Origin of the sequence: Paenibacillus marchantiae, from assembly GCF_028771845.1 — a bacterium.
Classification (GTDB): Bacteria; Bacillota; Bacilli; order Paenibacillales; family Paenibacillaceae; genus Paenibacillus; species Paenibacillus marchantiae.
In genome coordinates, this window is record NZ_CP118270.1 from 1413261 (window position 1) to 1440242 (window position 26982).

Sequence of the window (26982 nt, forward strand, 5' to 3'; positions counted from 1 at the left end):
GTATGATTCGAATTCAGCGATTCATTCAGGATCTGGCTCAGCAGCAATGGACGGATACCATTGAACTTCTAGAGTGGCAGATGCAGAAAGCCAAGTATATCCGTCCTGGCGAATACGAGTATGAACAGGAGAATGCGGCTGTTCAAAGCTTGAATCCGCTCCATAGCAACCATGGAACGACTTATTTTCTGAGCAAAACCGTAGAGATTCCGGCTAATTGGGAGGAAGATGTGGTCGGATTGATCTTCGAGGCCGGGGGTGAAGGGCTGCTAAGGGTAAATGGCATGCCTTATCACGGACTGGACCGCAATCATGGGTATGTACCGTTACCGAAGAGCCGTGTGGGAACTACGCCTTTGCTGGAGATTGAGCTATATGATCCCATACCGGAACCACATGACCCCTTGAATCGACAGGCGGTCATCCAGCCGCCAATTCAGGGTATCCGAGCCGCTTTGGTTCGTGTTAATTCGTCTTTACAGAGTCTAATGTATAGCATTACGGTACTTGCAGAATCACTCAGAGCATTGCCGGAGAAAGACTTAAAGCGCACCCGTCTTATTCGGGATATTCATCAGGTGATGGATAAGATGTACAACGAGCCGGAGCGCTGGAGTGAAGCGGCGTGGGTGCAGCATTGGGAAGAATGGCTCGCACAGTCGGTGCAGGAGGAAGACCCGGAAGAGGACCGGGACGGATTCATGCATCTGGTTGGGCAGTCCCATATCGATATTGCCTGGCTGTGGCCTGTGCGTGAGACCGTGCGCAAGTCCAGCCGCACCTTCTCCACGATGTGTACTTTGATGGATGAGTATCCGGAGTTCGTGTATTCGCAGAGTCAACCACAGCTGTATGCATTCGTGAAAGAGCACTATCCAGAGCTGTACGAACGAATCAAAGCCCGAATTGCCGAAGGCCGCTGGGAACTAGTTGGTGGCATGTGGGTAGAGCCTGATCTGAACATTCCGAGTGGCGAGTCGCTGGTGCGGCAGATCTTATACGGGCAGAACTTTTATCAGGAGGAGTTCGGCAAGCGTTCAAACATCGAGTGGCTTCCTGACACGTTTGGCTACTGTGCTTCGCTGCCACAACTGCTCAAGCTGGCTGATATTCCTTATTTTATGACCACCAAGCTCAATTGGAATGATACCAACGTTTTCCCGTATGATCTGTTCCACTGGGTGGGCATTGACGGCACCTCGGTGCTTGCGTATCTCAATCATGGAGTGAATGAACATACCCGGCCCAAGGATGTCGATGAGCACTGGCAATCCTACAAGCAGAAGGATGTACACCCCGAGCAAATGCTGCTGTATGGGCATGGCGATGGTGGAGGCGGGGTAACGAATGAAATGGTTGCGTTCGCAGAGCGATCCCATTTCATGGTTGGGCAGCCCATCAGCAATTTCAGTACAGCAGGCGCGTTTTTCGAAGAAATTTCGAACAACAATCCTAAGCTGCCCAAATGGCATGGCGACTTATATCTGGAACTGCACCGTGGAACCTATACAACCCATGCGCGCAACAAACGGAACAATCGCAAAGCGGAGGTGTTGTATCGGGAAGCGGAAATCTGGGGGCAGTTTGCCGGAGTTGAAGCAGCTCAGTCGAAAAGTGATCTGGATGAAGGCTGGAAGCTGATTATGCTGAATCAATTCCATGATATTATCCCGGGCACGTCCATTCCCGAAGTATACGTAACATCTATGGAAGAGTATACGAAAGTATTCGCTCTGGGGACATCGGCTATGGATGGTACTCTTGGCCGTATTGAGGACCGCATTGCGACAGATGGCTTCGACGGTCTGTCCTATGTTGTATTTAATAGTCTGGGCTGGGAGCGGGGAGAAGTCGTTACGATTACAGGCGACGAGAAACTGAGCGGTATAGCAGCGTTTGACCATCAGGGTAATCGTCTGCCGAGTGACCTGGAGGCAAATGGAGACGCACTGACCTTGTCAGTCTATGTCCGATCTATTCCGGCCTTTGGATATACAACGTTATGGCTACGCCATGAACCGGAAGCCAATCTTCCTGCATTGAAGCAGGATGAATCTTTCCCTTCTGTCTGGGAAACGGACTTTTACACGCTTGAATTTAACGATGTAGGAGAGATCACCAGATGGTATGACAAATCCATGCAACGGGAGTGGCTGAAGCCGGGCGATAAAGCGAATGAGTTACAGTTTTTCCATGACAGGCCAACGTATTGGGATGCTTGGGATATTGATCCGCGGTTTGAATCGCAGCGAGCAGGAGTGGCAGAGCTGATCTCCAAAGAAGTAATACAGCGTGGAGTAACGCAGGATATCCTTCGGTTTCACTGGAAGTTAAACGAGTCGGAGATTCACCAGGATATTATCCTGTATCGTCATCAGCGACGTGTTGATTTCAAGACAAAGGTGAACTGGGCGGAGAGCCATAAGCTGCTTAAAGTGGCTTTTCCCGTTGATTTGGTATCAGCGAAAGCTGCCTATGAAATTCCGTTTGGTGCGCTGGAGCGGCCAACCCATAACAACACCAGCTGGGAGCAGGCCCAGTTTGAAGTGTGTGGTCACCGCTGGGCGGATATCTCAGAGGGCAATAGTGGTGTAAGCCTGCTGAACGATTGTAAATATGGATATGACATCAAGGATCAGACGATCCGTCTTTCTCTACTGCGTGCCCCTAAATGGCCGGATGAACATGCAGACCAGGGTGAGCATGAATTCACTTATTCTCTGCTGCCGCATCAGGGAGATTGGCGGGAAGCGGGGGTGGTGCGACGTGCGATGGAACTAAACCACCCGGTTCGGGTTGTTGCGAGTGAGCGACACTCTGGCACATTGCCAGCAGAGCACAGCTGGGTTCATTTCCATAGTGAACATGTCATTCTGGATACGATTAAGGCTTCCGAAGACGGTACGGGAACGGTACTTCGTTTCTATGAGTCATCTGGTGGAAGAGAAACGGTTGAGATTCAATGGGCTGACGCGCGTATACAGACGTCTGTAGTCAATCTGTTGGAGGATGAAATCATGCCACTAGCTTGTCATGAAGGGAAGTTTGAGCTGACGTTCAAGCCATATGAAATTCAAACCGTGAAGTTGGTCTCAGCAGATTAGTTTCAGGAAACCGGATAAGAAATGATCGGAGAAAAAGGAGTGACCGGGTAGGGGTCGAAAATTGTATAGAGCATTCCGTCCATCATGAAGGCTCACCAGGAATGAAAAATCAAATACCGATTTAACGGGAGGGTATGGCATGAAATTAACAAACAAGATTGGCGTGATCGTGGATAGCTTCGGTGTAGGTGTACGTGAAGGATTAAGCAAAGCGAAGGATGTAGGTGCAGAAGGCGTACAGATCTATGCAGTCCATGGAGAGATGGACCCTGAGAACCTCTCTCCGACAGCTCGTAAGGAGTTAAGAAGTTATATCGATTCTCTTGGTCTTGAAATTTCTGCCCTGGTCGGCGATTTGGGCGGTCACGGGTTCCAGGTCAAGGAAGATAATCCGTGGAAAGTAGAGAAGTCCAAGCGCATTGTAGATCTTGCTCTGGATCTAGGTACGAATATCGTCACAACACATATCGGTATTGTTCCGCACGATCCTTCCTCCGAAGTGTATGCCACACTGCATGCCGCATGTGAAGAACTGGGTCAATATGCCAAAAGCGCAGGAGCCTACTTCGCGATTGAGACGGGACCGGAAACGGCAGCAGACCTGAAAGGGTTTCTGGATACCCTGTCGACTAACGGGGTTTCAGTGAACTTTGACCCGGCGAACATGGTGATGGTTACCGGAGATGACCCTGCACGAGGTGTTCATCTGCTCAAGGATTATATTGTGCATACCCATGTGAAAGATGGTGTGCGCCTGAAGGAAGTAGACCCGAGGGACGTATACGGTGCAGTAGGATATGCGCCTATGGATCATGAGAAAATTGCCGAAATGGTCTCTTCCGGAACATTCTTCCGTGAGGTACCGCTGGGCGAGGGCAGTGTGGATTTTGACGCATACTTTGCAGCCCTTCGGGATATTGGCTACAAAGGTTATCTGACGATTGAACGCGAGGTAGGCGACCAGCCGGAACAGGACATTCGCAAAGCGGTTAAATTTATCCAACAATACCGATAGGGAGCTGAGCAGATGAAAGTGGGCCTGAGTACGTATAGCTTGTTGAACGATCTGAATTCGGGTGAAATGACGGTTCTGGATATCATCGACTGGATTGCCGCAAATGGTGGCGAGCATATGGAGATGGTTCCGTATGGCTATACCGTGGAGGACAATCCTGATCTCGCCGACGCCATTCGGGAGCGGGCTGCTTCTGCGGGTATTGAGCTGTCCAACTATTCGATGCCTGCGAATTTCGTGCAGGAGACGGAAGAAGCTTTTGAAGAAGAGATAGCTCGGGTCAAAAGACATGTCGATGTTGTACACCGGATGGGTGTAAAGCATATGCGTCATGACGTAACGGCGTTTACTTTGCCTAAGGAGAAAATGACCATTGCCTGGTTTGAGGAAAATTTGCCGCTGATGGTGAAGGGAAGCCAGATCATTGCTGATTATGCTGCACAGTTTGGCATTACAACAACCATTGAGAATCATGGCTTCAGTGTGCAGGCCAGTGATCGTGTGCAGCGTGTGCTTCATGCCGTAGATCGTCCCAACTTCAAAACGACACTCGATATCGGCAACTTCATGTGCGTGGATGAGAATCCGATTATCGGGGTCATGAAAAATCTGCCGTACGCTTCTCTGGTCCACTTCAAGGACTTTTATTTCCGCCCTTATGATGAGCATCCGGGTGAAGGGGAATGGTTCACAACCGCTTACGGCAACTTCCTGCGCGGTGCCATTGTTGGGCAAGGGGATATTCCAATTCGCAAAATTGTGAGGCTGATCAAAGACTCCGGTTATGATGGTAACATTACGATTGAGTTTGAGGGCATGGAGGAATGCAAATCTGCTTCCAAAATCGCCATGAGCAACCTGCGCCGCTTCTGGGAAGAGGCTTAGGGCAATCATTTAGTTTTACATTGTGGGGCCACTTTAAAGAAGTGGCTCTTTTTGCACTTCTTATGTTGGAAAATATACTCGTCTTTGTGTTAAATAAGTCATTATTCAGGGATGCCCAGTCCCGTGATTATGATAAAGTATAATAAAGCGAAGCGCTTTCATATTTTCTAATCAAGATAATTATAAATAATATTAATAGAAATGGAGAATGTAGATGACGAACTTATCGCTCGAAATTCAAAATGCGGACGGTGTGGTGCTCGAAACGCGGACGGACAGTGAACAAGTAAATCTTGTGTACAGACAGGCTTATGGATCAGGGGACAGCATCGTTCTAAGAAGCTCTGATGTAAACGTATATCTGATCATCCAGCTGGAGGATTCCATGAACCCGGCTTTCGTTTATTTTACAGGTGAGGAGTATCGTTATGCCATTCCTTTTGACGAGAAACGAGTGTCCTATTCACCAAAGTCATTTAAGGGTGACAAGCATGTTCTACATGCTCGGTTGGCTACACGTGAAGAGATTGAGGCATATAAAAATGTAGCGCTGAATCCTTATGATCAGCATGGAAACGAAAGCTGTTTTCCCCATGCCTCCGCCAACGTGGAAACCCGTGGAGAGTCCGTATTTGCAGCACGTAACGCCATTAATGGCAACAGCGCCAATGATTCACATGGCGAGTGGCCTTACGAATCTTGGGGGATCAACCAGCGGGATGATGCTGCCATTACAGTCAACTTTGGACGTACGGTGTCTATCGACAAAGTAGTCCTGACCTTGCGTGCAGATTTTCCCCACGATAATTTCTGGGAGCGGGTTACTCTTACCTTTTCCGATGGCAGCTCCGAGCAGGCCAGTTTGATCCAAACTCATAAACCACAAACGATCGCAATTCAGTCGAAGGACGTGGAATGGGTAACGTTAAGCGAACTGATCAATTCGTCAGATCCCTCTCCATTCCCGGCATTAAGTCAGTTCGAGGTGTTTGGTCGCGAAGCCTAAATTCATTAACATTAATTGGTTCTCGATAAGGATTAAGTTACGATCATCACAAGTATGGTATAATAGATCTATTCAGCCTGGAAAATGACTGGCTATGGATAGGGGAGATCACTGATCTATGCAGGTATTCGAGGACTGGAACCAGAAAGTGAAAAAAACGTTTAATGCTACGAATCCCGAGGTTGTATTGACGGTATCTGAAGCAGGGAGTTTGCTCGGTCTGACCAAAGATCAGATGAAACTTTATGTAGACAAGAATAAACTAACTAAGGTCCCGATCATGAGAAGTGTTCACCGATACCTCTTGTTGAAAAGTGAAATAGATAGCATCGTAAAAACGCGCTAACCTCATAGGATCGACCGCAGCCATTTTACCGACAGGATTCGGGAGAGTGGTTTTTTTTTGGAGATAGGAGGAACAGACCATGCTGAGCAAACTCTCGAGAGGGCTATACCATTGGGTGAATTGGAAATGGGTGGTGGCTTCAGTTGTTATTTTTGCATGCTTTATTGCATTCATTCTTCCCTGGCAGGCGGCGAAGTCGGAAGAAGTAACAGGAAGTGGAGAATCACCGGATACATCCTTCCTGTATTCGGCAAATGATCTCTACCAGATGGCTGAACAATATGGCGAAGAAGGGCGTAGCGCTTATATCCAGGCACGTTTTACATTTGATCTCGTCTGGCCGATCGTTTATCTGTTCCTGTTGTTGGTTTTGTTGTCTATTCTGTATCGAGTGATTCCGCCAGAGAATCGCTGGCGAAGGCTTAATTTGCTTCCAGTTGGAGGATGGGCCTTAGATATGCTTGAAAATGCAGGTGCCTCCTTGACGATGTATCGTTATCCTGTACATACTCCCGTGGTAGCAGAATTGACTCCGATTTTTACTCTGCTGAAATGGTGTCTCATCTCTGCCAGTTTTGCTGCGCTGGTACCGGGTATTATCCTAACAATCTTTCATTTCGCTCGCACAAACCGGGGATAAAATAAGGAATACAGGACAATCCTACCACTGGATGATTTTTGTGCCCCAGTACTGCTGGAAGTGGAATGATAGTGGTCAGAGCTCCTTTGGAGAGGGGAATTTGTTCTTAGAGGAGCCTGTGGAAATACCTTCTTGTCAATGGACAACCTATTCGTATATACTCTTGTCGCAAGTGGCAGGAATGGTTCAATTACATGATATCAAGGAGATGAAGCACGAATGGCGATTAGCTTGAATGTGTATCTTGTAACGGATGGTAACGGACGTGAAGCAGTAGAATTTTACAAAAAGGCATTTGGAGCGGAAGTGCTGGCTCTCCAGACATTTGGCGATGGTCCTTCCAACCCAGACCACCCCGTACCTCCCGAAGCGAAAGACCGCATCATGCATGCTTCTTTGCAGATTGGCAGTTCTGTACTGATGTTATCCGATACATTCCCTGGCATGCCTTATATTGTGGGTAATCATGTGAATGTTACGGTGAACACGGATACTGCGGATGAAGCCAAAGCAATTTTCAACCAGTTGCAAGACGGTGGTGAAGTGAAAATGCCGATCCAGGAAACATTTTGGAGTCCAGCCTACGGCATGGTTATCGATAAATTTGGCGTTCAGTTCCAGATCAGCTGTACAGCAGCCAACCATCAGTAAAATGTAAGTTAGTGTCTCTGACATAAAAGATAAAACTACAAAACCTCCAGGACATGAGTAACGTGTCTGGAGGTTTTTTTGTGACTCCTGCAAGGAGTGTGTATACTTGCTAATCTAAAAATTAGACTTCTTTCTGAATCTTGGAAGGATTATTGATTTTGTAGGGAACAGGGTTCTTGGTCAGCTTTTTCTTGATAATCTTTGCTTCAAAAGTAAGCACATCGCCAACCTCAAGCTCCTGCTTCTTGATCGTGGCACTGTGGCTGGACCAGGCTTCGCCAACGTCAATAACTTCGGGCTCGGTGATCGTAAGAGCTTCATAGATAATGACTTCATCATCATTGTCGGAGAAATGGTTCGGCACGGTCGTAAATTCCTTCACAACAGCGGACATTTTCACTTTACCCTCCGGCAATTCAATCTTAAGCGATTTAGCTTTACCTGCGGTTTTTGCCTTTGGTTTAGCAGCACTGCTTGTTGCGTTAGCGGGTCCAACATACTCTTCCACCAGACCATCAGGGTCGCCTTTTAGCTCGGAGGAGGTATCATCGTTATCCGTGTCCACATCCAGTTCGGAATCAAAGTCACTCATACCGGATGGAATCTTATCCGAATAGGAAGCAGTAACAGGATCTTGTGCAGCATCAGAGCTAGGGAGCTCTTCTAAGTTGGTTGTAGCGACTGGTTCATTAGATTTGTCCTTTGCCGTACCCGCTCCAACCGGACTTTTTACATTATAGCTGGACGCCTGCATTTCTTTCAGATAAGACGGATGAATGCAGTGTTTCTGATCATTGTCCAATTGAATGACTGCTGCCATATGATCGACAAAGCCAATGATGGTGCAAGGCATATTCAGCCCATTCCCTTTATAATAGAACGTTTTGACCTTCGTTGCTTTTTCCGAAAGCAAGCCCCATTCCTGGCACTTCTCAATCAACTCGTCCTCGTTCTCCAAAGCGGTATAATACTGCGGTTCGATCATAAAAGCATATGCCATAACGAATTTCCGCCTTTCCAATCATATCTTCATGTTCATCGTTGCCAAATTACACTCAGTGTATCACAAAAGTGGACTCTTCGATGAGGAATATAAAAGCGCCTGCGTAGGCGCCTATGGTATAATTTTGGTAGACAACGGGTGGGCATTACCGTAATGAAGTCATAAACAAAAACCCACCGTTAAACAGGTTGACCGCCTGCGGTGGGATTTGCTCTGCATCTGAACAGACGTGCGCCGTGAGAGGATTTCACCTCTCCATATTGTCTATTCTTATGTTATCATAGCCATTTTATACAGGCAAATGAGTGACTGTTCCTACATTAAAATTAATATTTTTTTATGAATATCTTCAAGGAGGATGATCTCCATGGACAAAAAAGTGAATCCTCAAACTCTTTGGCTTGGGGTGGGTATTGCCATTGGAACGAGTATTGGCGTGGCAACAAACCAGATCGCTCTGGGGGTTGCCTTTGGTGTGACAATGGGCGTCGTGGTTGGATCTGTCGTTAGCAAACGTGCAGGCTCGGGGCTGGATGATATGCTGAGTGAACATGTCAAGGAATTGTATAAGCAGGAGGAATGGGAAGAGGTACTTGAGCGGTCGCAGGATCATCCGGTGCTGCTTCTGAAACACAGTACGACTTGTCCAGTCAGTGCGAGAGCATACAGGGAGTTTATGGCCTTTGTGGGCTCGAATGCATCAGATCCCGGGCAGAAGATGGAGTACCGGATCGTCAAAGTCATCGAAAGCCGCTCGCTTTCCCGCCGCATTGCGGAAGATACCGAGGTTCACCATGAATCGCCGCAAGTCCTGCTGCTGGACGGCGGCCAAGTTATTCAACATACGTCACACGGGAAAATTACCCGGAAGAGACTGCTGCAATGGGCCCAGAATCCGTTTGGATAAAGCGCACCCAACATACATAGACCCGCTTCCTTCAGCTAATCGCTGAGTGGAACGGGTCTTTTTTACGCTTTTTTTACACCCTGGAGGGTATTTCTTTACCCCCTTTTTACAGCGTTTCGTATTACGATTTCATATGTAGAAGGTTGCAAGAACGGTAGAGAGAGGGAGGGGAGCACATGGTGAATGATGCCACGATAATTGGGCTGGTCGTGCTGTTGTTTGTGGTGTTCTGGGGCTTTGTGAAATTTTGTGAGAAAGCATGAATGCATAGGGCATGAAAGGGGAGAAGCCGTATGATCGTCATCGGCATGATTGTGCTCGCACTGGTGGTCTATCTTGGTTACGTGCTAGTGAGGCCGGAGAAGTTCTGATGGTCGCTTGGGGCACGAAACCAGAAGCACTCGGATCGTCGATTTTAGGGAGGATATGCGGATATGAGTAGCGGTTTATTACAAGTGGCGGTGACGCTGCTGATCATCATACTACTGGTGAAGCCAGTAGGGAGTTATCTGGTGAAGGTGTTTGACGGCAAACGAACAGGACTGGATCGGATATTTGGCGGGCCTGAGCGATTGCTGTATCGATTGATGGGGGTGAAGGAGAACGAGTCGATGGGTTGGAAAAAGTACCTGTCAGCCGTGCTCATTTCGAACTTCGTCATGCTTTTATTAATGTTTCTGGTGCTGCGGCTGCAAAAGTATTTGCCGCTCAACCCGGATGGCATTGGTAATATGCCTGCGGCACAGGCCTTTAATACAGCTGCATCGTTCATGACCAACACGAACTGGCAGTCTTACACGGGCGAGAACGCCCTGTCGTATCTGTCACAGATGCTGGCCGTGACGTTTCCAATGTTCACCTCAGCCGCGACCGGCTTCGCGGTCGCTATTGCCTTCATTCGCGGCCTGGTGGGCCGACGGGATGAACTGGGGAACTTCTACGTCGACGTGGTACGGTCGATTACGAGAATCTTTTTGCCGCTGAGCTTCATTGTGGCGTTGTTCCTCGTATTCCAGGGTGTGCCGCAGACACTGGCGGGAGCGGTGAACGCAACCACACTGGACGGGGCACAGCAGACGATTAGCCGCGGGCTGGTCGCTTCGCTGGAGTCGATCAAACACTTGGGTACCAATGGTGGAGGCTGGTTCGGAACCAACGCAGCGCATCCATTTGAGAACCCAACGGCGTTATCGAATCTGGTGCATATCGTCTGCATGATGCTGCTTCCTACTGCGCTGGTTTACGCCTTCGGCATCATGGTGAACAACCGGAAGCAGGGCTGGACGCTGTTTGCGGCTATGAGTTTACTTTTCCTCGTGATGCTGACCACGGTATTTGTTTCGGAATATCGCGGTGTGCCAGCGCTGGATGCGGTGGGAATCCAAGGTAATATGGAAGGCAAGGAAGTCAGGTTTGGGGTATCCGAATCGGCGCTGTTCACAGCGGTGACTACAGCAGCCACAACCGGGTCGGTGAACAATATGCATGAGTCGCTTACCCCGCTTGGTGGCATGGTTGCACTGGCCGAGATGATGCTCAACAACGTATTCGGCGGTAAAGGGGTAGGTTTGCTCAACGGATTGCTCTATGTGATTCTGGCTGTGTTTATCTGTGGGCTGATGGTTGGGCGGACCCCTGAATTTCTTGGCAAAAAAATTGAGGGTAAGGAAGTGAAGCTCGCGTCTATCGCGCTGCTTGTTCATCCTTTGATTATTCTGGCTCCGACCGCGCTGGCGCTTATGCGTCCTGAGTCTGTCGCTTCAATTTCGAATTCAGGCATGCATGGTCTGACCGAAGTGTTATATGCCTTTGCATCCGGAGCTGCCAATAATGGATCGGCGTTTGCCGGACTGAATGCCAATACAGACTTTTACAACATCGCCATTGGTGTGGTAATGCTGCTTGGAAGATACATTTCCATGATCGCGATGCTCGCCATTGCCGGATCACTGGCCACCAAACGGGTTGTTCCCGTAACAACGGGTACATTGCGTACGCACACGCCTCTTTTTGCAGGTATTCTGGTGATGATGATTGTGGTAGTTGGGGCGTTGACGTTCTTCCCATCACTGGCGCTTGGACCGATTGCAGAACATTTGGCGATGATTCGATGATGAACGGTACAGTGATCGGATATGGGAATAGGAGCAAGGACGTAAAGTGCGGAGGTGGATTATCACAATGAATGTAGTAGAACGAAAGAAGGAGCAGACGGTGGAAGGATTAGACAGAGGCACGATCAGAACCCAGGGTAAAGGAACGAGAGGTACGGGCACGGATCCCGGTACGCCCAAAAGAAGCAAAACATTAAGTCGGGATATTCTGCTTCAGGCATCTCTGGATGCCTTCAAGAAGCTGAACCCGGTCGTCATGATCAAAAATCCGGTGATGTTTATCGTCGAAGTCGGCACACTCATCACATTGCTGTTATGTATCAATCCGGATCTATTTGTTGCATCCGAGGCAGGGCGAGGGTACAACATCGCGGTGTTTCTCATCCTGTTGTTCACGTTGCTGTTTGCCAACTTTGCTGAAGCACTGGCAGAGGGACGGGGTAAAGCTCAGGCAGATACGCTACGGAAGACGAAATCGGACACGACTGCAAAGCTGGTACAGAAAGACGGGACCATTAAGCAAGTGTCTTCGACCCAGTTGAAAAAAGGAGATATCGTCCGTGTAGAAGCAGGCGAACTGATTCCCACGGACGGTGAGATTATTGAAGGGCTGGCCTCTATCGACGAGTCCGCTATTACCGGGGAATCGGCTCCCGTAATCAAGGAGGCGGGCGGTGACTTTTCCTCCGTTACCGGAGGCACGCGGGTTACTTCTGACTATATCGTGATGCGTGTGCAAACCGATCCGGGGGAGTCGTTCCTCGACCGAATGATCTCACTCGTTGAAGGCGCACAGCGCCAGAAAACGCCGAATGAAATTGCGCTGACAACACTGCTCGCCGTGTTGACCCTGATATTCCTGATTGTCATCATGACCATGGTGCCAATGGCGAACTATTTGGGCATCCGGCTCGATCTGGCTACCCTTATCGCATTGCTTGTCTGTCTGATTCCGACGACGATCGGCGGGTTGTTATCCGCGATCGGTATTGCCGGGATGGACCGTGTCACGCAGTTCAACGTACTCGCCATGTCGGGTAAAGCGGTGGAAGCGGCAGGGGATATTGATACGCTGATTCTGGATAAAACCGGAACTATTACGTACGGCAACCGCATGGCCTCGGAGTTTATTCCTGTTCAGGGCGTATCTGCACAGGAGATGACTCGGGCTGCGCTGCAAGCTTCCGTAGTCGATGAGACACCGGAGGGGCGCTCGGTTGTTGAATTGGCTGGCAAGCAGGGTGAGAACTGGGCGGAGACAGAATATGCAGATGCAGAACATGTGAACTTCACTGCAGAAACTCGCATGTCGGGTCTGAATCTAAGCGGTGGGAAGCAAATTCGCAAAGGTGCGGTGGATGCGATCAAACGCCATATTTCCTCCCGTGGAGGACGGATACCCGGCGATTTGGACGATATAGCTAACCGAATTGCAAAAGCTGGGGGTACACCGCTTGCTGTTGCGATTGATGACCAGATTTATGGTGTGATCTATCTGAAAGATACAGTGAAACCAGGGCTGAAAGAGAAGTTTGCAGAGATGCGAGCCATGGGCATCAAGACGATCATGTGTACAGGGGATAATCCCCTGACGGCGGCGACCATTGCGCTGGAAGCGGGCGTGGATGATTTTATTGCCGAGGCCAAGCCGGAAGACAAGATTAACGCGATCAAAAAAGAGCAGCAGGAGGGTAAGCTCGTCGCCATGACCGGCGACGGCACCAACGATGCTCCTGCTCTAGCGCAGGCCGATGTCGGCCTCGCGATGAATTCGGGCACCATGGCGGCCAAGGAAGCGGCCAACATGATCGATCTGGATTCCGACCCGACCAAGCTGTTGTCGGTGGTCTCCATTGGCAAGCAGCTGCTCATTACCCGCGGCGCACTGACGACCTTTTCGATATCCAATGATATTGCCAAGTATTTCGCCATCATTCCGGCCATGTTTATTCTAGCCATGCCGCAGCTTCAGGCACTCAATATTATGAATCTCGCTTCACCGCAGTCCGCAATTTTGTCAGCGCTGATCTTCAACGCCATCATTATCCCACTGCTAATCCCAATCGCCATGCGGGGTGTGAAATATCGGGCTATGTCCGCGGAGCGGCTGCTTGGACGAAATGTGTTCATCTATGGTGTGGGCGGTGTAATTGTTCCGTTTATCGGAATTAAGCTGATTGATCTGGTACTGTCGGGGCTTATTTAACTAAGTATTTAAAAAGAAGCCTTGATTTACACGACAACGAAGAGTGCAGAACCAATCTGAAGAAACGAAGTGTTCGCCTTTATCCCCGGATTTTATCCCTTGGAAAAGGGAATCAAAAAAAATCTGGGGATAACAGCGATCGTAGGATGGTGCTGCAATCGGAGTGAACCAGTGTAACACGTATAGGTTGAGTTTTTACAATAACAAATCAGGATGTGATTCATATGAAACAGGTACTGCCCGCCATTCGGTTGTCTGTCGTACTTATGCTAATTTGCGGTATGATCTACCCGCTTGTTACAACCGGAGTGGCGCAGCTGCTCTTCTCAAATCAGGCGAACGGCAGTCTGATCACACAAGGCGGGAAAACCATCGGTTCGTCTCTGCTGGCGCAGGAAGTAAAATCGCCGGGGCTGTTCCAGCCCCGGGCATCGAACGCTAATTATGATGGAACTGCTTCGGCAGGTTCCAATCGCGCCGTGGCCTCGGAGGCGTATATTGTTGAAATGAAGGAAAAGGTGGCTCAGCTCAAGCAAGAGAATCCGGGCTTGCAGCAAATTCCTGCAGATCTCGTGACAGGTTCCGGTTCCGGTCTTGATCCGGATCTGTCACCGGAAGCAGCAAAAGCACAGATTCCCCGGATTAGCCAGGCAACGGGCCTTGGTGAGCAAGAGCTTGCCAAGATCGTGGAGGAACATACACAAGGGCGACAGCTAGGCATTTTCGGTGAGCCGCGTGTGAATGTGACCGCTCTGAATCAAGCGTTGACGGCTGAGCTAAAATAACAGGCATTTTATTAGCTAGATCCACGGGGAATGTAGCTTCCCTTGGTTGTTCGTATCAGGCCTTCTTCCGAGCTTCGGAAGGGGCTTTCTCCATTTTAAGTAAAGGTTATGTTGGGGGAGTGAACAGGATGGAAGACAGCTTCAAGCGGAAGTCCCCGGAAGACATCTTGAAGATGATCACGAAGCTGCAGCAGGGCACCTTGAAGATATATATCGGTCCGGTCAGCGGTTCGGGCAAAACGTATCATATGCTTAGGGAAGGAAACACATTACGCCATCAGGGGATCGATGTGGTTATCTGTGCTGTGTCGACCATGCAAAGACCGGAGACCGTGGAGCAGCTCGGCGAGTTGGAGCGGATTCCAAGCATTCACTGGTCTCGCTGGAAGGATGGCACGGAAATGAAGGATCTGAATCTGGATGCCTTGCTGGCACGTAATCCGGAGGTTGTACTCGTTGATGGGCTTGCTCATAGAAACCGAAAAGGGGCACGTCATGCAACCCGACTGGAAGACATTCAGTATTTGCTGAGACACAACATCAGTGTCATTACAACGGTGAATGTGTATGAGCTGGAGGGATATACGGAGCTTGCACGCCAGCTAACAGGAATTGCAGCAGAGCATACCGTGCCTGCCGATACCCTTGAACTGGCCGATGAAGTAAAGCTGATCGATGTAACCCCGGAAACCGTATTAAGCCGTCTTGCGGAGGGACATCTTCGGGGACATGAAGGTGAAGCGGTGTTTCGGCATGGCAATTTGGGCATTTTGCGTGAACTGGCTCTCCGACTTGTTGCGGAAGGGGTCAACGAATCACTGCGTGAGCACCGGGAAGAGATGGGAATTACGGTAACGACAGGCATCATGGAACGCATTTTGGTATCCACCCAATATCACTGGAACGGGTCTATCTATATTCGGCGGGGACAGCAGATTGCGAAGAGATTAAACGGAGATTTGCATGCCGTAACCTTTCGTAATATGAAGCAGCCGCTAACCAAGGAAGCTACTGTTTTTCGTCGAAACATGATTAAACTGGTGGAGAAATTCGGGGGACAGTTTGAGGAATTGCCTGTATTACACCGCCGTAACATTCCATCTACGCTTGCACGCTACGCAGTCCAGCATCAGATTACCCGTATTGTTATGGGACACTCACGGCACAGTCGCTGGCAGGAGCTGTGGCGGGGGTCATTTGTTAATTCATTGCTGCGCAGAGTGCGGGGTGTCGATCTGTTTCTGCTTGCCGATCGGGCACAGCATGAGGGCGAGCGGGTACTTCCGACCCGATTGTCGGATACAGAGACGCCAACATATCGCAGGTTAAGTGAGCAGGAGATGAAGGCACAGATTGGTCAGATTCGGCGTGGTAAGTTCAAGGTATACATCGGTGCTGCGCCAGGTGTAGGAAAAACCTATATGATGCTCCGGGAAGGCAATGATCTGCTCCGCAAAGGCATCGACGTACGGATTGGTCTGCTGGAGACACATAATCGGGCGGAGACGGTGGAACAGATCGGCCAGTTATCCATCATTCCACGAGAGCAGCGGGTGTACCAAGGGGTGCAGCTCGAGGAAATGGACACTGATACCATTCTTCGTCTATGTCCTGAAGTGGTATTGGTGGATGAACTCGCGCATACGAATGTCCCGGGAAGCTTGCGGCAAAAGCGTTACGAAGATGTGCAGATCCTGTTGGATGCGGGCATCTCTGTCATCACTACCGTGAATGTGCAGCATCTGGAAAGTCTGAACGATGCGGTGGAACATATTACGGGAATTCGAGTCCGAGAGACCGTGCCGGATCAGATTTTACAAATGGCAGATGAGGTCCAACTTATCGATGTTGCCCCCCAAGCCTTGCGGCAACGCATGCGGGAGGGTAAAATCTATGCAGCAGCCAAGGTGGAACAAGCGCTTGGTCATTTTTTTCGCATTGGTAATCTGATTGCCTTACGGGAACTTGCCCTGCGGGAATTGGCTGATGATGTGGATGAACGCCTCGAATCACAGGAGCGCAAAAGTGCACTTCGCGGTCCCTGGCGCAGACAGGAGGCGGTCTTTGTCTGCGTAAGCAGTGATGAGCATGCGGAGCGGCTGATTCGCCGCGGATTTCGTACAGCCTACCGGTTAAAGGCGGTCTGGCATGTGCACCATGTTCATGTAGGTGAAGGGATGAGTAATGAAGTGAAATGCCAGTTGGAGGAGCTGGAACAGCTGACCGTTCGACTGGGCGGCAAATTTCATATTCATCATAGCCAGAGGCTGAGAGATGTGCCTGGTATTTTGGCGGGTAAAGCTTCTGAAGAAAAAGCAACGCAGTTGGTGGTTGGTCAAGCGAGACGAGTCTGGTGGCTGAACGGCTATCGTGGAAAGGGAACGGTGGTCAGCAGGCTGGTGCGGTTATCCAGACATATGGACGTATTGATCGTTGCGGACTACGATTATGATCTGAGCGGGATGTGAGATGTGCTGTGTCTGAACGAAATAAAGGGGAAGACTTCTGGCTGAAGCTGAACCGTGTTCCCAAATATATATGGGTAACCCTTGGAATCACATTGCTAACCATTCTGCTTCATGCGATAGGGATTAGCGATGACCTGGTTAACGTGGGGTTAATTTATCTTTTTCCGGTATTGGTCAGCGCTGTGTACTGGGGAATGGGTCCGGCCATATATGCAGCAAGTCTTAGCGTTGTTGCCTTTGACTTCTTTTTTTGTTCCCCCGTTTCTCAGTTTTACGGTTGAAGATTTGCGATATATGTTTTCTTTTATAGTGTATTTGGCAGTGGCGGTATTAACAGCGAGTCTGGCGGGGCGCCTGCGGCAGCAGCTAGAGGTGGTAAAACAACGCGAGATTACGACGAATTCGCTATATGCTTTAAGCCGTCAGATGACGGCTGTTACAGATTTGCATACTCTACTCGGCAACATTGTGAGACAAGTGTCACTGACACTTGGGGCTCCGGCGGCAATATATCTCCCGAATGCTCAAGGCGAACTTCAGGTTACCTCCTCTTCGGAGGATTCGGATTCAATAGCCTGGGGTGAAGGGGAAGCTGAAGTCGCTATTGCCAAATGGGTGTATAAACATGGCGAAATTGCCGGACGCGGCTCCTCCAGCCTGCGGGAATCGTCTGGTCTGTATGTGCCGCTGCGTACAGAAGACCAGACACATGGGGTGCTTGCTGTGAATCTGGAATCCAGCGATCTTCAGGAGCAGCGGGAAGAGCTGCGTTTGCTGGAAGCGTGTGGCGGGCTGGCAGCAAGTGCCATTGCCCGTGTCAAGCTGGCTGAGGAAGCGAGACTCGCGCAAGTGACGGCTGAATCGGAACGAATTCGCACCGCTTTGCTGGACTCGGTGTCCCATGAGCTACGGACACCCCTTACGGCCATCATTGGTTCAGCGACAGGTTTGCTGGAGAATGATTCTCTTTTTACCCCGGAGGATCGAAAAGAACTGACAGGCAATATTCGGGATGGAGCGCTTCGCATGAACAGGCTGGTAACCAATTTGCTGGGCATGGTGAAGCTGGAGAGTGGCATGTTGCAGCTGCGCAGAAAATGGTGCGACGTGGGCGACATGATCGGCATTGTGCTAACCCAGGTTCAACAATTCATCCAGCACCGTCGCATTCGGGTTGAATTGCCCGATCAGCCGCCGTTTGTATCCGGGGATGAGGTTTTGCTGGAGCAGGTTCTGGTCAACGTCATCAGCAATGCCATCAAATATTCACCAGAGGACAGTGAAATCGTCATTACGGTGAAGGTGGATGAGCGGCATGGACGAATGACTATTGTGGTGGCTGATTCGGGTGTTGGGATTCCGGAAGCAGAGCGCGAGCGGGTGTTTGAGAAATTTTATCGATCCGAATCGTCAAGGCATGTGACAGGTACGGGACTCGGGCTTGCCATCTGTAGAGGAATCGTCGAAGTTCACGGAGGTACGATTACCGCAGAACCGAATCCGGGAGGCGGGACGCGGGTATGCATCTGTTTGCCAACAGAGGAACCCGAAGCATCATTCCCGTATATGGGACAAGGAGAGGAAGAATGACATGACGGCACCGCAAGGCGCGCGTATATTAATTGTGGATGATGAACCACAAATCCGTAAACTGCTGAAGGTTACGCTTCAGGCGCATCAATTTGAGATTCACGAATGCGCCGACGGCGAAGAAGCGGTCATTCAGGCGAGCATTGTACATCCTGATCTGATTGTGCTTGATCTGGGCTTGCCCGGTATGTCCGGAATGGATGTACTTCAGCGGATTCGGGAATGGTCGCAGGTACCAGTCATTGTACTGACTGCAAAGGAACGCGAAGAGGATAAAATTGCTGCACTTGATGGCGGGGCGGATGATTATGTCACTAAACCGTTTGGCATGGGGGAGCTCGTTGCCCGTATTCGGGTTGCCCTTCGCCATGTGGCTAAAACTACAGATGAGCCGGTATTACGTTTTGGTTCGCTTACCATTGATTTGGCCCAGAGACAGGTCGATTTGGATGGATCACCCGTAAAGTTAACACCAACTGAGTATGAAATGCTGAAAGTGCTCGCAACCCATGCAGGCAAAATTATTACCCAACGCCAGCTGCTGCAACAGGTGTGGGGAGGGCATCATCATGAGTCGGACAGCCATTACTTGCGGGTATATGTCGGTCATCTGCGCAAAAAATTGCAGGAAGATCCCACGCGTCCACGTTTTATTCAGACCGAGCCGGGAATCGGCTATCGTTTTCTGCTTCAGGATTAGGCTGGGAAACAAGATGAAAGCTCAAAAAAGCACCAGCCCCTCCCTGCTGAGAGGAGACTAGTGCTTCTGAATTGCAAACAATGAACTTCTTATGACGTGTACTTCGGCAGCCAGTCGCCATGAGCTTCGATCAGTTCATCACACATGGAGACGATATCATCGATGGACAGCTCGGCAGCTGTATGCGGGTCAAGCATTGCGGCATGATAGATGTGCTCTCTTTTGCCCGTAATCGCCGCTTCAATGGTCAACAGCTGGGTGTTAATATTCGTACGGTTCAATGCCGCAAGCTGCGGAGGCAGGTCCCCGATATACGTCGGGCTGATACCTGATCCATCAACAAGACAAGGCACCTCAACACAGGCTTCACGAGGCAGGTTGGTGATCAGTCCGTTATTCATGACATTACCGCCGATTTTGTAAGGGCGATCCGTCTCCATGGCCTCCATAATATGCGAAGCGTATTCGCGGCTGCGCGTATGTTCAATATTTTCGCTGGATAACAGCTTCTCACGCATTTCTTTCCAGCCTTCAATCTGGTTCACGCAGCGGCGCGGATACTCATCCAGCGGAATATTGAAGCGTTCGATCAGCTCGGGGTAGTTTCGTTTTATAAAATAAGGATGGTACTCGGCATTATGCTCGGAGGACTCGGTTACATAGTATCCAAAGCGCTGCATCAGCTCATAACGCACCATGTCATCATGCTGCTCTTTCTGCTTTTCCTTCGCCAGACGTTTAATCTCCGGATACAGATCCTGACCATCGCGTGTCACTTCCAGCAGCCAGGCCATATGGTTGATACCCGCAACTTTCGCGACCACACCCTTCTGATCAATCCCCAGTGCATCAAACAGATGCGGCACACACACCTGTACACTATGACACAGACCTACGGTTTTAATTCCGCCATGCACGTTCATGACATTTGTCAGTACCGCCATCGGGTTGGTGTAGTTCAGGAACCACGCATCCGGGCACACTTCCTGCATATCCCGTGCAAAATCGAGCATCACCGGAATCGTCCGCAAATTACGGAAAATCCCGCCAATCCCAAGCGTATCGGCAATCGTCTGACGCAATCCATATTTTTTCGGAATCTCAAAATCCGTAATGGTACATGGATCATATCCGCCCACCTGAATGGCGTTAATCACATATTTGGCTCCGCGCAGTGCTTCCTTGCGGTCGGTATAAGCTTTGATGGCACATTGGCTTCCGAGCGAACGGGCCATACTGGTAAGCAAACGCTCTGAGTCGCTTAGGCGTTCAGCATCAATATCGAACAACGCCAGCTCAAAATCCTGAAGTGCTTCGGTCATCATAACGTCACCCAATACATTTTTGACAAAAACGGTGCTTCCCGCACCGAGGAACGTAATTTTGTTCATCTCAAGTTCAGCCTCCCTGAATAAATGGTGTACCTCCAATATAGGCGGATCGGGCTTATATAACTATGGCTCAACCTCTCTGAAACATGGCATAATCCCATTTTTGGATTCGCTTACAGCTAATAATTCATCTATTTACCTGTTATAATTTTAGTGAAGAGATTGCCTGTTGTGGTGAACGGAGGGAGTGTGGAATGTTGAAATTAATCGAAACGAACGTGGTTCCTATGGATTTGACGCAGATGGAATTGGTACTGTTATTTTTCGGTTGGCAGGCATGTGATCCGTCGCATTATTGGGGGCCGGGTGTTCGGGATGCCTACATTGTTCATTACATTCATGAAGGACAGGGCACTGTGTTTATGGCGGATCAACAATACGAGCTTACACAGGGTCAAGGCTTTGTCATTCTTCCGGATACACTTATTCATTATGAAGCAGATGCGAAGCAGCCATGGACTTATTCATGGTTCGGGTTCAAAGGTGTTCATGCCAAGGCATTCATGCAGCGGGCGCACATCAGTCCGGAACATCCTGTATTTGAGGCTAGAGATGGAGACACATTTGCTCGTCTTTATACGGAGATGGTTCAAGCATCAACACGTACCGGGGGAGATGTGTTCAACCAGAGCCTGCTGTACCGGCTGATCGCCGAATTGATTGCATCTTCTCCTGCAGAAGAGCAGCTGCAACGGCCACTGTCCACTAAAGAGGAATACATCAGGCAGGCCGTTCAATTTATGGAGAACAGGTATAGTCAGAGAACTTCAATTCTAGATATTGCCCGAGCCGTAGGTTTGGATCGCACATATCTGTCAGGGCTTTTTAAGGAGAGGTACGGCAAGTCATTACAGGCTTTCTTTCTCGAATACCGGATGAATCGTGCAGCTGAACTGCTGCAGCATTCAGCCCTGTCGGTTAGTGAAGTGGCCCACTCTGTGGGGTATACAGATCCATTACTTTTTTCCAAGATGTTTAAGCGAGTGACGGGTGTGTCTCCAAAAGGGTCGAGAAGCATGGAACAGGGAGATTAGTCTTCATTATGTTGTGAACCTCAAAAAATGCAAAAAAAAGGCCGCGAATCCGAAGATTCATAGCCTTATACTTTAAGGTGAAAAACACAGGAATAGCGATATGATAAAAAATCAGGCAATCGGCGTTCCGTTCGGTAATGTCTGGTCCGGCGTTAACAATACAACGTCACCTTCGCCAGGCACGCCGCCAAGCACCAGTACTTCGGATACAAAACCTGCAATTCGGCGCGGCGGGAAATTGACTACAGCAATAACCTGCTTACCTACCATCATGTCAGGGGTATAACGTTTCGTAATTTGGGCGCTCGAACGTTTAAGGCCAAGTGGGCCGAAATCGATGGTCATTTTAATGGCAGGCATGCGAGCCTTTGGAAAAGGTTCGGCTTCTACCACTGTACCAACGCGGATATCATGCTGTATAAACTCTTCAAAAGTAGCCATGTTGTGATGTCTCCTTTCAGCTATGGAGTCCATTATAAAATAGAAATACCCAAAAAATCCAGATTGCGCTAATCGCAACCTGGATTTTAGTGCTGATATTGTATGAGCGATGCCCGTTTTTGTCTCACTCAGACGTGAGCAGGGCATAACGCCTAATGCAGCAAAATCATGTTAAATTATGCGCCATTCCACTTTTCACCAGTCAGATATTTCTCAGTCAGGATGGATAACATCTGAATGCCGACTTCATTATGTCCACCTTCGGGAATGATGATGTCTGCATACTTTTTGGAAGGCTCGATAAAAGCATCATGCATCGGTTTGACGGTTTCGAGATATTGTTTGTACACGGATTGAATCGTACGGCCGCGTTCTTCCATATCCCGCAGTACTCTGCGCAGAATACGCACGTCGGAATCCGTATCAACAAATACCTTGATATCCAGAAGGGCACGCAGATGTTCATCGATCAGGACATGCAGTCCTTCCACAATAACGATATGGTTCGGTGCCAGTTCAACCGTTTCATCAGCGGCACGGTTATCTATGGTGAAGTCATATACGGGAGCATATGCCGTTTGTCCTTGTTTTAGCAGGGTAAGATGCTCAATTAACAGATCATTATCGAATGCAAACGGATGATCGTAATTGGTGAGTCGACGTTGCTCAGGGGTGAGCTGCGACTGGTCTTTGTAATAGTTGTCTTGGGATATGAAAGTCACTTTGCCTGATCCAAGACGGTCTATGACGGAGCGAGCTACCGTCGTTTTACCGGAGCCGGTTCCTCCGGCGATACCAATAATGAGCATGATTGTTCCATAAACCTCCCTAGAATGGCAGCATGGTTATGGATAAATAATGGTTGAATCGGGATAGATTCAAGTCCTTACCCACATGTCTGTCTGTGAATGCACAATTTCTCTATTGTAGCACAGCAACTCACTTTTTTCATCTTAGGGAATTACCACATTTTTCTGTAGAACTACCCATCAACCTGTATCAATTTAGTCTCAACTTCGCAATTATAGGTTGTAGGATCTAGGACCTTCGATATATGATGTCGAAAGATGCCAGTTAATGGGGGGTATCTACAAATATAAAGGGAGGTGTACGTTATGAAAAAATCAAGCAAAGTCATTTCTTCCACAGTTATTGCTGCCATCGCAGCTGTATCCGTTGTAACTTCTGCTTCTGCAGCAAGTGTATCTACGGTACCTTCTGTCTCAAGCATTAATTTGAGTAGCATGGATATCGAAACAGCTTTGATGATGGTTCAGCAAGAACGCACGAAATTGCTGGATATCCAATTGCAGGCACAGATTCAACAAGTTCAAAATCGCAATCAAGCGATTGCAGAGCTGAACGCACAATTGCAGGTAGCTAATCAGAATGGGGATACTGCCCAAGCTCAAAAACTGAAAGGCCAAATCGATGCGTTGAGCAACTCACAACAAATGGATATGCTGCGTGTGCAGTCTTTGTCCAACAAACGCAATGAAGCCTTTGATGTGATGACTAACTTCATCAAGAAAATGCAGGATTCAAGATCGTCTATCATCGGAAACATGCGCTAGGAATGTAAAAAAAGAGCGAAGACGGAATGCATTTCCGACACTTCGCTCTTTTTGTATTCTACTATTTACAAGGTTGCGTATGTCGCATCAACTTAGTCTGGAGTTAACCCGACCAGTCGCGGCGCCGGGTGAACAGATCCTTCAGCTCATCCGTCGACAGCTCGGTAATCCAGTTTTCAGAGCTGGTGATAATATTGTCGCTGAGCTGCTGTTTACTCTCCAGCATCTCGTCAATGCGTTCTTCAAGTGTGCCCAGCGAGATGAACTTGTGTACCTGAACATCCTTCGTCTGTCCCATCCGATAGGCGCGGTCTGTAGCCTGATTTTCTACGGCAGGGTTCCACCAGCGGTCAAAGTGGAATACATGATTCGCTGCGGTCAGGTTCAAGCCCACGCCGCCTGCTTTGATGGATAGAATAAAGACCGACGGCTGCTCTGCCGCAGGCAACGTCCGGGACTGGAACTCATCAATCATGCGATCCCTTCCTGTCTTGGACGTACCCCCATGCAGATATAGCACAGGTTCCTGCAACTCCTGTCTCAATACTTGTTGCAGCATCTGTCCCATGCCGATGTATTGTGTGAAAATCAGGCACCGTTCGCCCTCATCCCGTAGTTCGCGGACCAGTTCCATCAGTCGTTCCAGCTTCGCGGAGCGACTGATCAGCATGGCCATATCCTGCGGACTGTACAGGTCATACTCTGTTACAGAGCCTTCCGAGGAGATCGTTTCCGGCAAGGCTTCTTTGGTCAGCAGCAGGGGATGATCACACAACTGCTTGAGCTGGGTTAAGGCAGACAGAATCGCACCTTTGCGCTTGATGCCTTCCAGCTCTTTCATTTTGTCCATCAGTTCCTGAACGGACTGGTCATACAGTGCACTTTGCTCACCCGTAAGGTGAATGTAGGTTTTCATCTCATTTTTGTCCGGCAGATCGAGTTGAATATTCGGATCTTTCTTCTTGCGGCGCAGCATGAATGGCTTCACGAGCTGCTGCAAATCTTGCATGCGTTGCTCGTCCTTATCCTTCTCGATCGCACTGATAAAGCGAGTCTGAAATGCCCGCGCGCTGCCCAAATAGCCTGGATTAATAAAATCATAGATGGACCACAGCTCGGACAGCCGATTTTCAATCGGCGTACCAGTCAGTGCAATACGGTGTTTTGCCGGGAAGCTGCGTACTGCCATGGACTGCTTCGTTTGGGCATTTTTAATATTTTGCGCCTCATCCAGACAGATGGATGCCCACGTATATGACTGCAACATCTCTTGATCCAGAGTAGCTGTTGCATAGGAGGTAATGATGATATCTACCTGTTCAGTCTGTTCCCGGAACTCTTCTCCGCTCAGTCTTCGTGCCCCGTAATGCAAACTGACGTTAATTGAAGGCGCGAAGCGGCTGATTTCTTTTTGCCAGTTTCCCAATACGGAAGTGGGGCAGACGAGAAGGGCCGGGGCCTGCCCAGGCAAGCGCTGCTCATGCTCTTTGAGATGAAGTAAATACGTAATGAACTGTATCGTTTTTCCCAGTCCCATGTCATCCGCAAGACAAGCCCCGAGACCGAATCTACGCAGGAATCCAAGCCATGCGAAACCTTCTTTTTGATAAGAACGCAGCTCAGCATGCAATCCTTCCGGAATAGGCAGGGAAGGAGCGCCGCCTTGCCCGCCGCCAAGCTGTGCAATTACCCGGTTCAGGTGTTCGTTCAGTTCCACCTCAAGTCGAATGTTCTCGTTGGATTGTGGCTGTTCTTCTTCCTCATCCTGTCCTTCTTTGCGTTTCTGGTTACGATATTCGCGTTGCTCATTATGCAGCAGATGCAGGTGCAAAATATCCTGAAACGATAGCCCCTGTTCCTGATCCACACCACCCATGGCCCTACGAATCTGCTCAAGCAAGGCTGGATCGAGGGGAACCCATTCTCCACGGAAGCGGACCAGCCGCTCATTACGGGCCACGAGATCAGCGAATTCTTCCTCGCTGAGATCCGTATCCCCAATCGCAATACGCCAGTCAAAATGAATGATCGAGTCCAGTCCAAAGAACGACTGTCCCCGTTCACTGCCTTCCTCCGGTTTCACCTTGGCACGCAGCTTGGGTTTCTTCTTGCGTGCAGCTTCCCACCAACCCGGAAGCAGCACTTGCCAGCCAGCTTCGAGTAGTCGTCCGCTGTCTTGCGTCAGGAACAGCCAAGCATCCTGATCTTCCAATGGATCACTGAGCACATCCCGACTGCCACTGATAGCGCGGCGAATTCGGGGCAGATGTGCACGCAGCTGCTCCAGCCATCCTCCCGAACGATCAAGGATGAACGGCGTCCACACGTCAGGCCATTCACCTTCCAACCGGCCACGTGAATCTAGCCTCACGGGAACGAGTACGGCTGCATCCAGTTTGTTCTGCAATACCAGCCGTAGCCGCCAAGCCGGTTCATCATCTTCCGGCTCCAGCAATTGCAGGAGTGGACGGAATGGGGCTGCGTCTGCTTTCCAGCCGATGGACACCAGCCAGGATTGGGCATCCATGCCGGCTGTTTGCGGAGCTGTTCCGCTTTGTGGAAACAACTGCGGGAATTCTCGCCGCAGATCGGTGGCCGCTTCCTCCGTACTGTACCATCGCTGGAACACGGAAGCGGAAAAGGCAGCACTCAGCCCTTCGGCGTAGCTCTCATCCGTTTGTTCCAGAGCTTTGCCAAGAGTGGTGCGATCCTGCTTTTTCAAGCTGTCCGGGTCCCAGGTCCATTGCAGTTGTCCGGTACGAAATGCGGTGAAGCTAGGGATGTATTTACGATTCTCAATCGATGCTGCGAGTACCGGGGCCAGCCGGATCAAATGCTCTGCCTGCTCGTCCCATTTCCATTCTATGTGTAGAAGGGTGTTCATTTCGCTGAAGAAAGGAATCACTTCTTCCGCAGGCAGTACGACCAGTTCAATTTCTTCGATCTGTCTTGTTTCAAGTTCTGTACCGTAGAAAGAAGGGGCATGCCAAGCAAATAATCGCTGCTTGAGCGATTGTCCCGATACAAAGTGATGGGTGTTCAGCGCTCCATAGAACAAGGCGTCCCCGTATCCTGTCAATGCAACATGGACCTCAATTGTTTCGGTGTAAGGGTGCATTAGG

At 49.5% G+C, this 26982-nt stretch carries 23 protein-coding genes; 18 read left to right on the forward strand and 5 right to left on the reverse strand.

The genetic code is table 11. The annotated features are described in order from the left end of the window. Positions 1–2 precede the first annotated feature (2 nt). From PTQ21_RS06410 to PTQ21_RS06440, 7 genes are all read left to right on the forward strand, one after another. Positions 3–3104 carry an alpha-mannosidase gene (locus tag PTQ21_RS06410; protein ID WP_274569198.1) on the forward strand — a complete coding sequence of 1034 codons (3102 nt, stop codon included), beginning with the start codon at positions 3–5 and terminating at the stop codon, positions 3102–3104. Positions 3105–3243: 139 nt separating this feature from the next. Further along, on the forward strand, positions 3244–4119 hold the full coding sequence (locus PTQ21_RS06415; RefSeq protein ID WP_063566456.1) for a sugar phosphate isomerase/epimerase family protein: 876 nt from the start codon (positions 3244–3246) through the stop codon (positions 4117–4119). A gap of 12 nt (positions 4120–4131) precedes the next feature. Continuing rightward, positions 4132–5004 carry a sugar phosphate isomerase/epimerase family protein gene (locus tag PTQ21_RS06420; protein ID WP_063566455.1) on the forward strand — a complete coding sequence of 291 codons (873 nt, stop codon included), beginning with the start codon at positions 4132–4134 and terminating at the stop codon, positions 5002–5004. 214 nt (positions 5005–5218) lie between these two features. After that, complete coding sequence (locus PTQ21_RS06425; protein WP_274569200.1) at positions 5219–6010, forward strand: carbohydrate-binding protein; 792 nt, start codon at positions 5219–5221, stop codon at positions 6008–6010. Between the two features lie 118 nt (positions 6011–6128). Then, positions 6129–6356, forward strand: a complete 228-nt coding sequence (locus PTQ21_RS06430) for a hypothetical protein (RefSeq protein WP_053782996.1) — start codon at positions 6129–6131, stop codon at positions 6354–6356. A 79-nt stretch (positions 6357–6435) separates the two neighbouring features. Next, complete coding sequence (locus tag PTQ21_RS06435) at positions 6436–6996, forward strand: hypothetical protein (protein WP_072735797.1); 561 nt, start codon at positions 6436–6438, stop codon at positions 6994–6996. Positions 6997–7215: 219 nt separating this feature from the next. Then, a complete protein-coding gene (locus PTQ21_RS06440) occupies positions 7216–7647 on the forward strand; it encodes a VOC family protein (protein ID WP_064641272.1) in 432 nt (143 codons plus the stop codon). Between the two features lie 121 nt (positions 7648–7768). Here the strand turns inward: PTQ21_RS06440 and PTQ21_RS06445 are convergent, their stop codons facing one another. Next, on the reverse strand, positions 7769–8647 hold the full coding sequence (locus tag PTQ21_RS06445; RefSeq protein ID WP_274569203.1) for a hypothetical protein: 879 nt from the start codon (positions 8645–8647) through the stop codon (positions 7769–7771). A gap of 370 nt (positions 8648–9017) precedes the next feature. On the opposite strand from PTQ21_RS06445, the gene ytxJ reads away from it, so the two are divergent. From ytxJ to PTQ21_RS06490, 9 genes are all read left to right on the forward strand, one after another. Further along, positions 9018–9557, forward strand: a complete 540-nt coding sequence (ytxJ, locus tag PTQ21_RS06450) for a bacillithiol system redox-active protein YtxJ (protein ID WP_274569204.1) — start codon at positions 9018–9020, stop codon at positions 9555–9557. 308 nt (positions 9558–9865) lie between these two features. Beyond that, on the forward strand, positions 9866–9928 hold the full coding sequence (locus PTQ21_RS06455; protein WP_231952816.1) for a potassium-transporting ATPase subunit F: 63 nt from the start codon (positions 9866–9868) through the stop codon (positions 9926–9928). A 63-nt stretch (positions 9929–9991) separates the two neighbouring features. Then, positions 9992–11671 carry a potassium-transporting ATPase subunit KdpA gene (gene kdpA, locus PTQ21_RS06460; protein ID WP_090955342.1) on the forward strand — a complete coding sequence of 560 codons (1680 nt, stop codon included), beginning with the start codon at positions 9992–9994 and terminating at the stop codon, positions 11669–11671. Between the two features lie 67 nt (positions 11672–11738). Then, positions 11739–13877, forward strand: coding sequence for a potassium-transporting ATPase subunit KdpB (kdpB, locus tag PTQ21_RS06465; protein WP_240321502.1), 2139 nt, complete (start codon positions 11739–11741; stop codon positions 13875–13877). 224 nt (positions 13878–14101) lie between these two features. After that, the gene (gene kdpC, locus PTQ21_RS06470) at positions 14102–14662 is read left to right on the forward strand and encodes a potassium-transporting ATPase subunit KdpC (protein WP_274569206.1); all 561 of its coding nucleotides are present in this window, start codon (positions 14102–14104) and stop codon (positions 14660–14662) included. 128 nt (positions 14663–14790) lie between these two features. Further along, entirely contained in the window at positions 14791–17130 is a 2340-nt protein-coding gene (locus PTQ21_RS06475) for a histidine kinase (RefSeq protein ID WP_274569208.1), read from the forward strand. An 8-nt stretch (positions 17131–17138) separates the two neighbouring features. Beyond that, on the forward strand, positions 17139–17411 hold the full coding sequence (locus PTQ21_RS06480) for a DUF4118 domain-containing protein (RefSeq protein ID WP_274569210.1): 273 nt from the start codon (positions 17139–17141) through the stop codon (positions 17409–17411). Continuing rightward, positions 17341–18720: an ATP-binding protein gene (locus PTQ21_RS06485; protein WP_274569211.1), complete on the forward strand. Its 1380-nt coding sequence runs from the start codon at positions 17341–17343 to the stop codon at positions 18718–18720. Before PTQ21_RS06480 ends, PTQ21_RS06485 begins: the two co-directional genes overlap by 71 nt. A 1-nt stretch (position 18721) precedes the next feature. Beyond that, positions 18722–19420, forward strand: a complete 699-nt coding sequence (locus tag PTQ21_RS06490) for a response regulator (protein ID WP_064641280.1) — start codon at positions 18722–18724, stop codon at positions 19418–19420. 89 nt (positions 19421–19509) lie between these two features. Here the strand turns inward: PTQ21_RS06490 and melA are convergent, their stop codons facing one another. Next, positions 19510–20811, reverse strand: a complete 1302-nt coding sequence (gene melA, locus PTQ21_RS06495; protein WP_274569212.1) for an alpha-glucosidase/alpha-galactosidase — start codon at positions 20809–20811, stop codon at positions 19510–19512. 194 nt (positions 20812–21005) lie between these two features. On the opposite strand from melA, the gene PTQ21_RS06500 reads away from it, so the two are divergent. Continuing rightward, positions 21006–21845: an AraC family transcriptional regulator gene (locus PTQ21_RS06500; RefSeq protein WP_274569213.1), complete on the forward strand. Its 840-nt coding sequence runs from the start codon at positions 21006–21008 to the stop codon at positions 21843–21845. Positions 21846–21956: 111 nt separating this feature from the next. Here PTQ21_RS06500 and csaA read toward each other — a convergent pair whose 3' ends face one another. Next, positions 21957–22286: a chaperone CsaA gene (csaA, locus tag PTQ21_RS06505; RefSeq protein WP_064641285.1), complete on the reverse strand. Its 330-nt coding sequence runs from the start codon at positions 22284–22286 to the stop codon at positions 21957–21959. A gap of 176 nt (positions 22287–22462) precedes the next feature. After that, positions 22463–23095 (reverse strand): uridine kinase, encoded by a 633-nt coding sequence (gene udk / locus PTQ21_RS06510; RefSeq protein WP_063566443.1) that lies wholly within the window; start codon positions 23093–23095, stop codon positions 22463–22465. Positions 23096–23401: 306 nt separating this feature from the next. On the opposite strand from udk, the gene PTQ21_RS06515 reads away from it, so the two are divergent. After that, positions 23402–23860 carry a hypothetical protein gene (locus PTQ21_RS06515; RefSeq protein WP_274569215.1) on the forward strand — a complete coding sequence of 153 codons (459 nt, stop codon included), beginning with the start codon at positions 23402–23404 and terminating at the stop codon, positions 23858–23860. A 103-nt stretch (positions 23861–23963) separates the two neighbouring features. Here PTQ21_RS06515 and PTQ21_RS06520 read toward each other — a convergent pair whose 3' ends face one another. Then, positions 23964–26978 carry a DEAD/DEAH box helicase gene (locus PTQ21_RS06520; protein ID WP_072735817.1) on the reverse strand — a complete coding sequence of 1005 codons (3015 nt, stop codon included), beginning with the start codon at positions 26976–26978 and terminating at the stop codon, positions 23964–23966. Between the last annotated feature and the right edge of the window lie 4 nt (positions 26979–26982).

Bases quoted from the DNA above. Each gene is read 5' to 3' on its own strand.
- PTQ21_RS06410 (WP_274569198.1), top strand. From the start codon at position 3: ATGATTCGAATTCAGCGATTCATTCAGGATCTGGCTCAGCAGCAATGG.
- PTQ21_RS06415 (WP_063566456.1), top strand. From the start codon at position 3,244: ATGAAATTAACAAACAAGATTGGCGTGATCGTGGATAGCTTCGGTGTA.
- PTQ21_RS06420 (WP_063566455.1), top strand. From the start codon at position 4,132: ATGAAAGTGGGCCTGAGTACGTATAGCTTGTTGAACGATCTGAATTCG.
- PTQ21_RS06425 (WP_274569200.1), top strand. From the start codon at position 5,219: ATGACGAACTTATCGCTCGAAATTCAAAATGCGGACGGTGTGGTGCTC.
- PTQ21_RS06430 (WP_053782996.1), top strand. From the start codon at position 6,129: ATGCAGGTATTCGAGGACTGGAACCAGAAAGTGAAAAAAACGTTTAAT.
- PTQ21_RS06435 (WP_072735797.1), top strand. From the start codon at position 6,436: ATGCTGAGCAAACTCTCGAGAGGGCTATACCATTGGGTGAATTGGAAA.
- PTQ21_RS06440 (WP_064641272.1), top strand. From the start codon at position 7,216: ATGGCGATTAGCTTGAATGTGTATCTTGTAACGGATGGTAACGGACGT.
- PTQ21_RS06445 (WP_274569203.1), bottom strand. From the start codon at position 8,647: ATGGCATATGCTTTTATGATCGAACCGCAGTATTATACCGCTTTGGAG.
- ytxJ (WP_274569204.1), top strand. From the start codon at position 9,018: ATGGACAAAAAAGTGAATCCTCAAACTCTTTGGCTTGGGGTGGGTATT.
- kdpA (WP_090955342.1), top strand. From the start codon at position 9,992: ATGAGTAGCGGTTTATTACAAGTGGCGGTGACGCTGCTGATCATCATA.
- kdpB (WP_240321502.1), top strand. From the start codon at position 11,739: ATGAATGTAGTAGAACGAAAGAAGGAGCAGACGGTGGAAGGATTAGAC.
- kdpC (WP_274569206.1), top strand. From the start codon at position 14,102: ATGAAACAGGTACTGCCCGCCATTCGGTTGTCTGTCGTACTTATGCTA.
- PTQ21_RS06475 (WP_274569208.1), top strand. From the start codon at position 14,791: ATGGAAGACAGCTTCAAGCGGAAGTCCCCGGAAGACATCTTGAAGATG.
- PTQ21_RS06485 (WP_274569211.1), top strand. From the start codon at position 17,341: ATGCAGCAAGTCTTAGCGTTGTTGCCTTTGACTTCTTTTTTTGTTCCC.
- PTQ21_RS06490 (WP_064641280.1), top strand. From the start codon at position 18,722: ATGACGGCACCGCAAGGCGCGCGTATATTAATTGTGGATGATGAACCA.
- melA (WP_274569212.1), bottom strand. From the start codon at position 20,811: ATGAACAAAATTACGTTCCTCGGTGCGGGAAGCACCGTTTTTGTCAAA.
- PTQ21_RS06500 (WP_274569213.1), top strand. From the start codon at position 21,006: ATGTTGAAATTAATCGAAACGAACGTGGTTCCTATGGATTTGACGCAG.
- csaA (WP_064641285.1), bottom strand. From the start codon at position 22,286: ATGGCTACTTTTGAAGAGTTTATACAGCATGATATCCGCGTTGGTACA.
- udk (WP_063566443.1), bottom strand. From the start codon at position 23,095: ATGCTCATTATTGGTATCGCCGGAGGAACCGGCTCCGGTAAAACGACG.
- PTQ21_RS06515 (WP_274569215.1), top strand. From the start codon at position 23,402: ATGAAAAAATCAAGCAAAGTCATTTCTTCCACAGTTATTGCTGCCATC.
- PTQ21_RS06520 (WP_072735817.1), bottom strand. From the start codon at position 26,978: ATGCACCCTTACACCGAAACAATTGAGGTCCATGTTGCATTGACAGGA.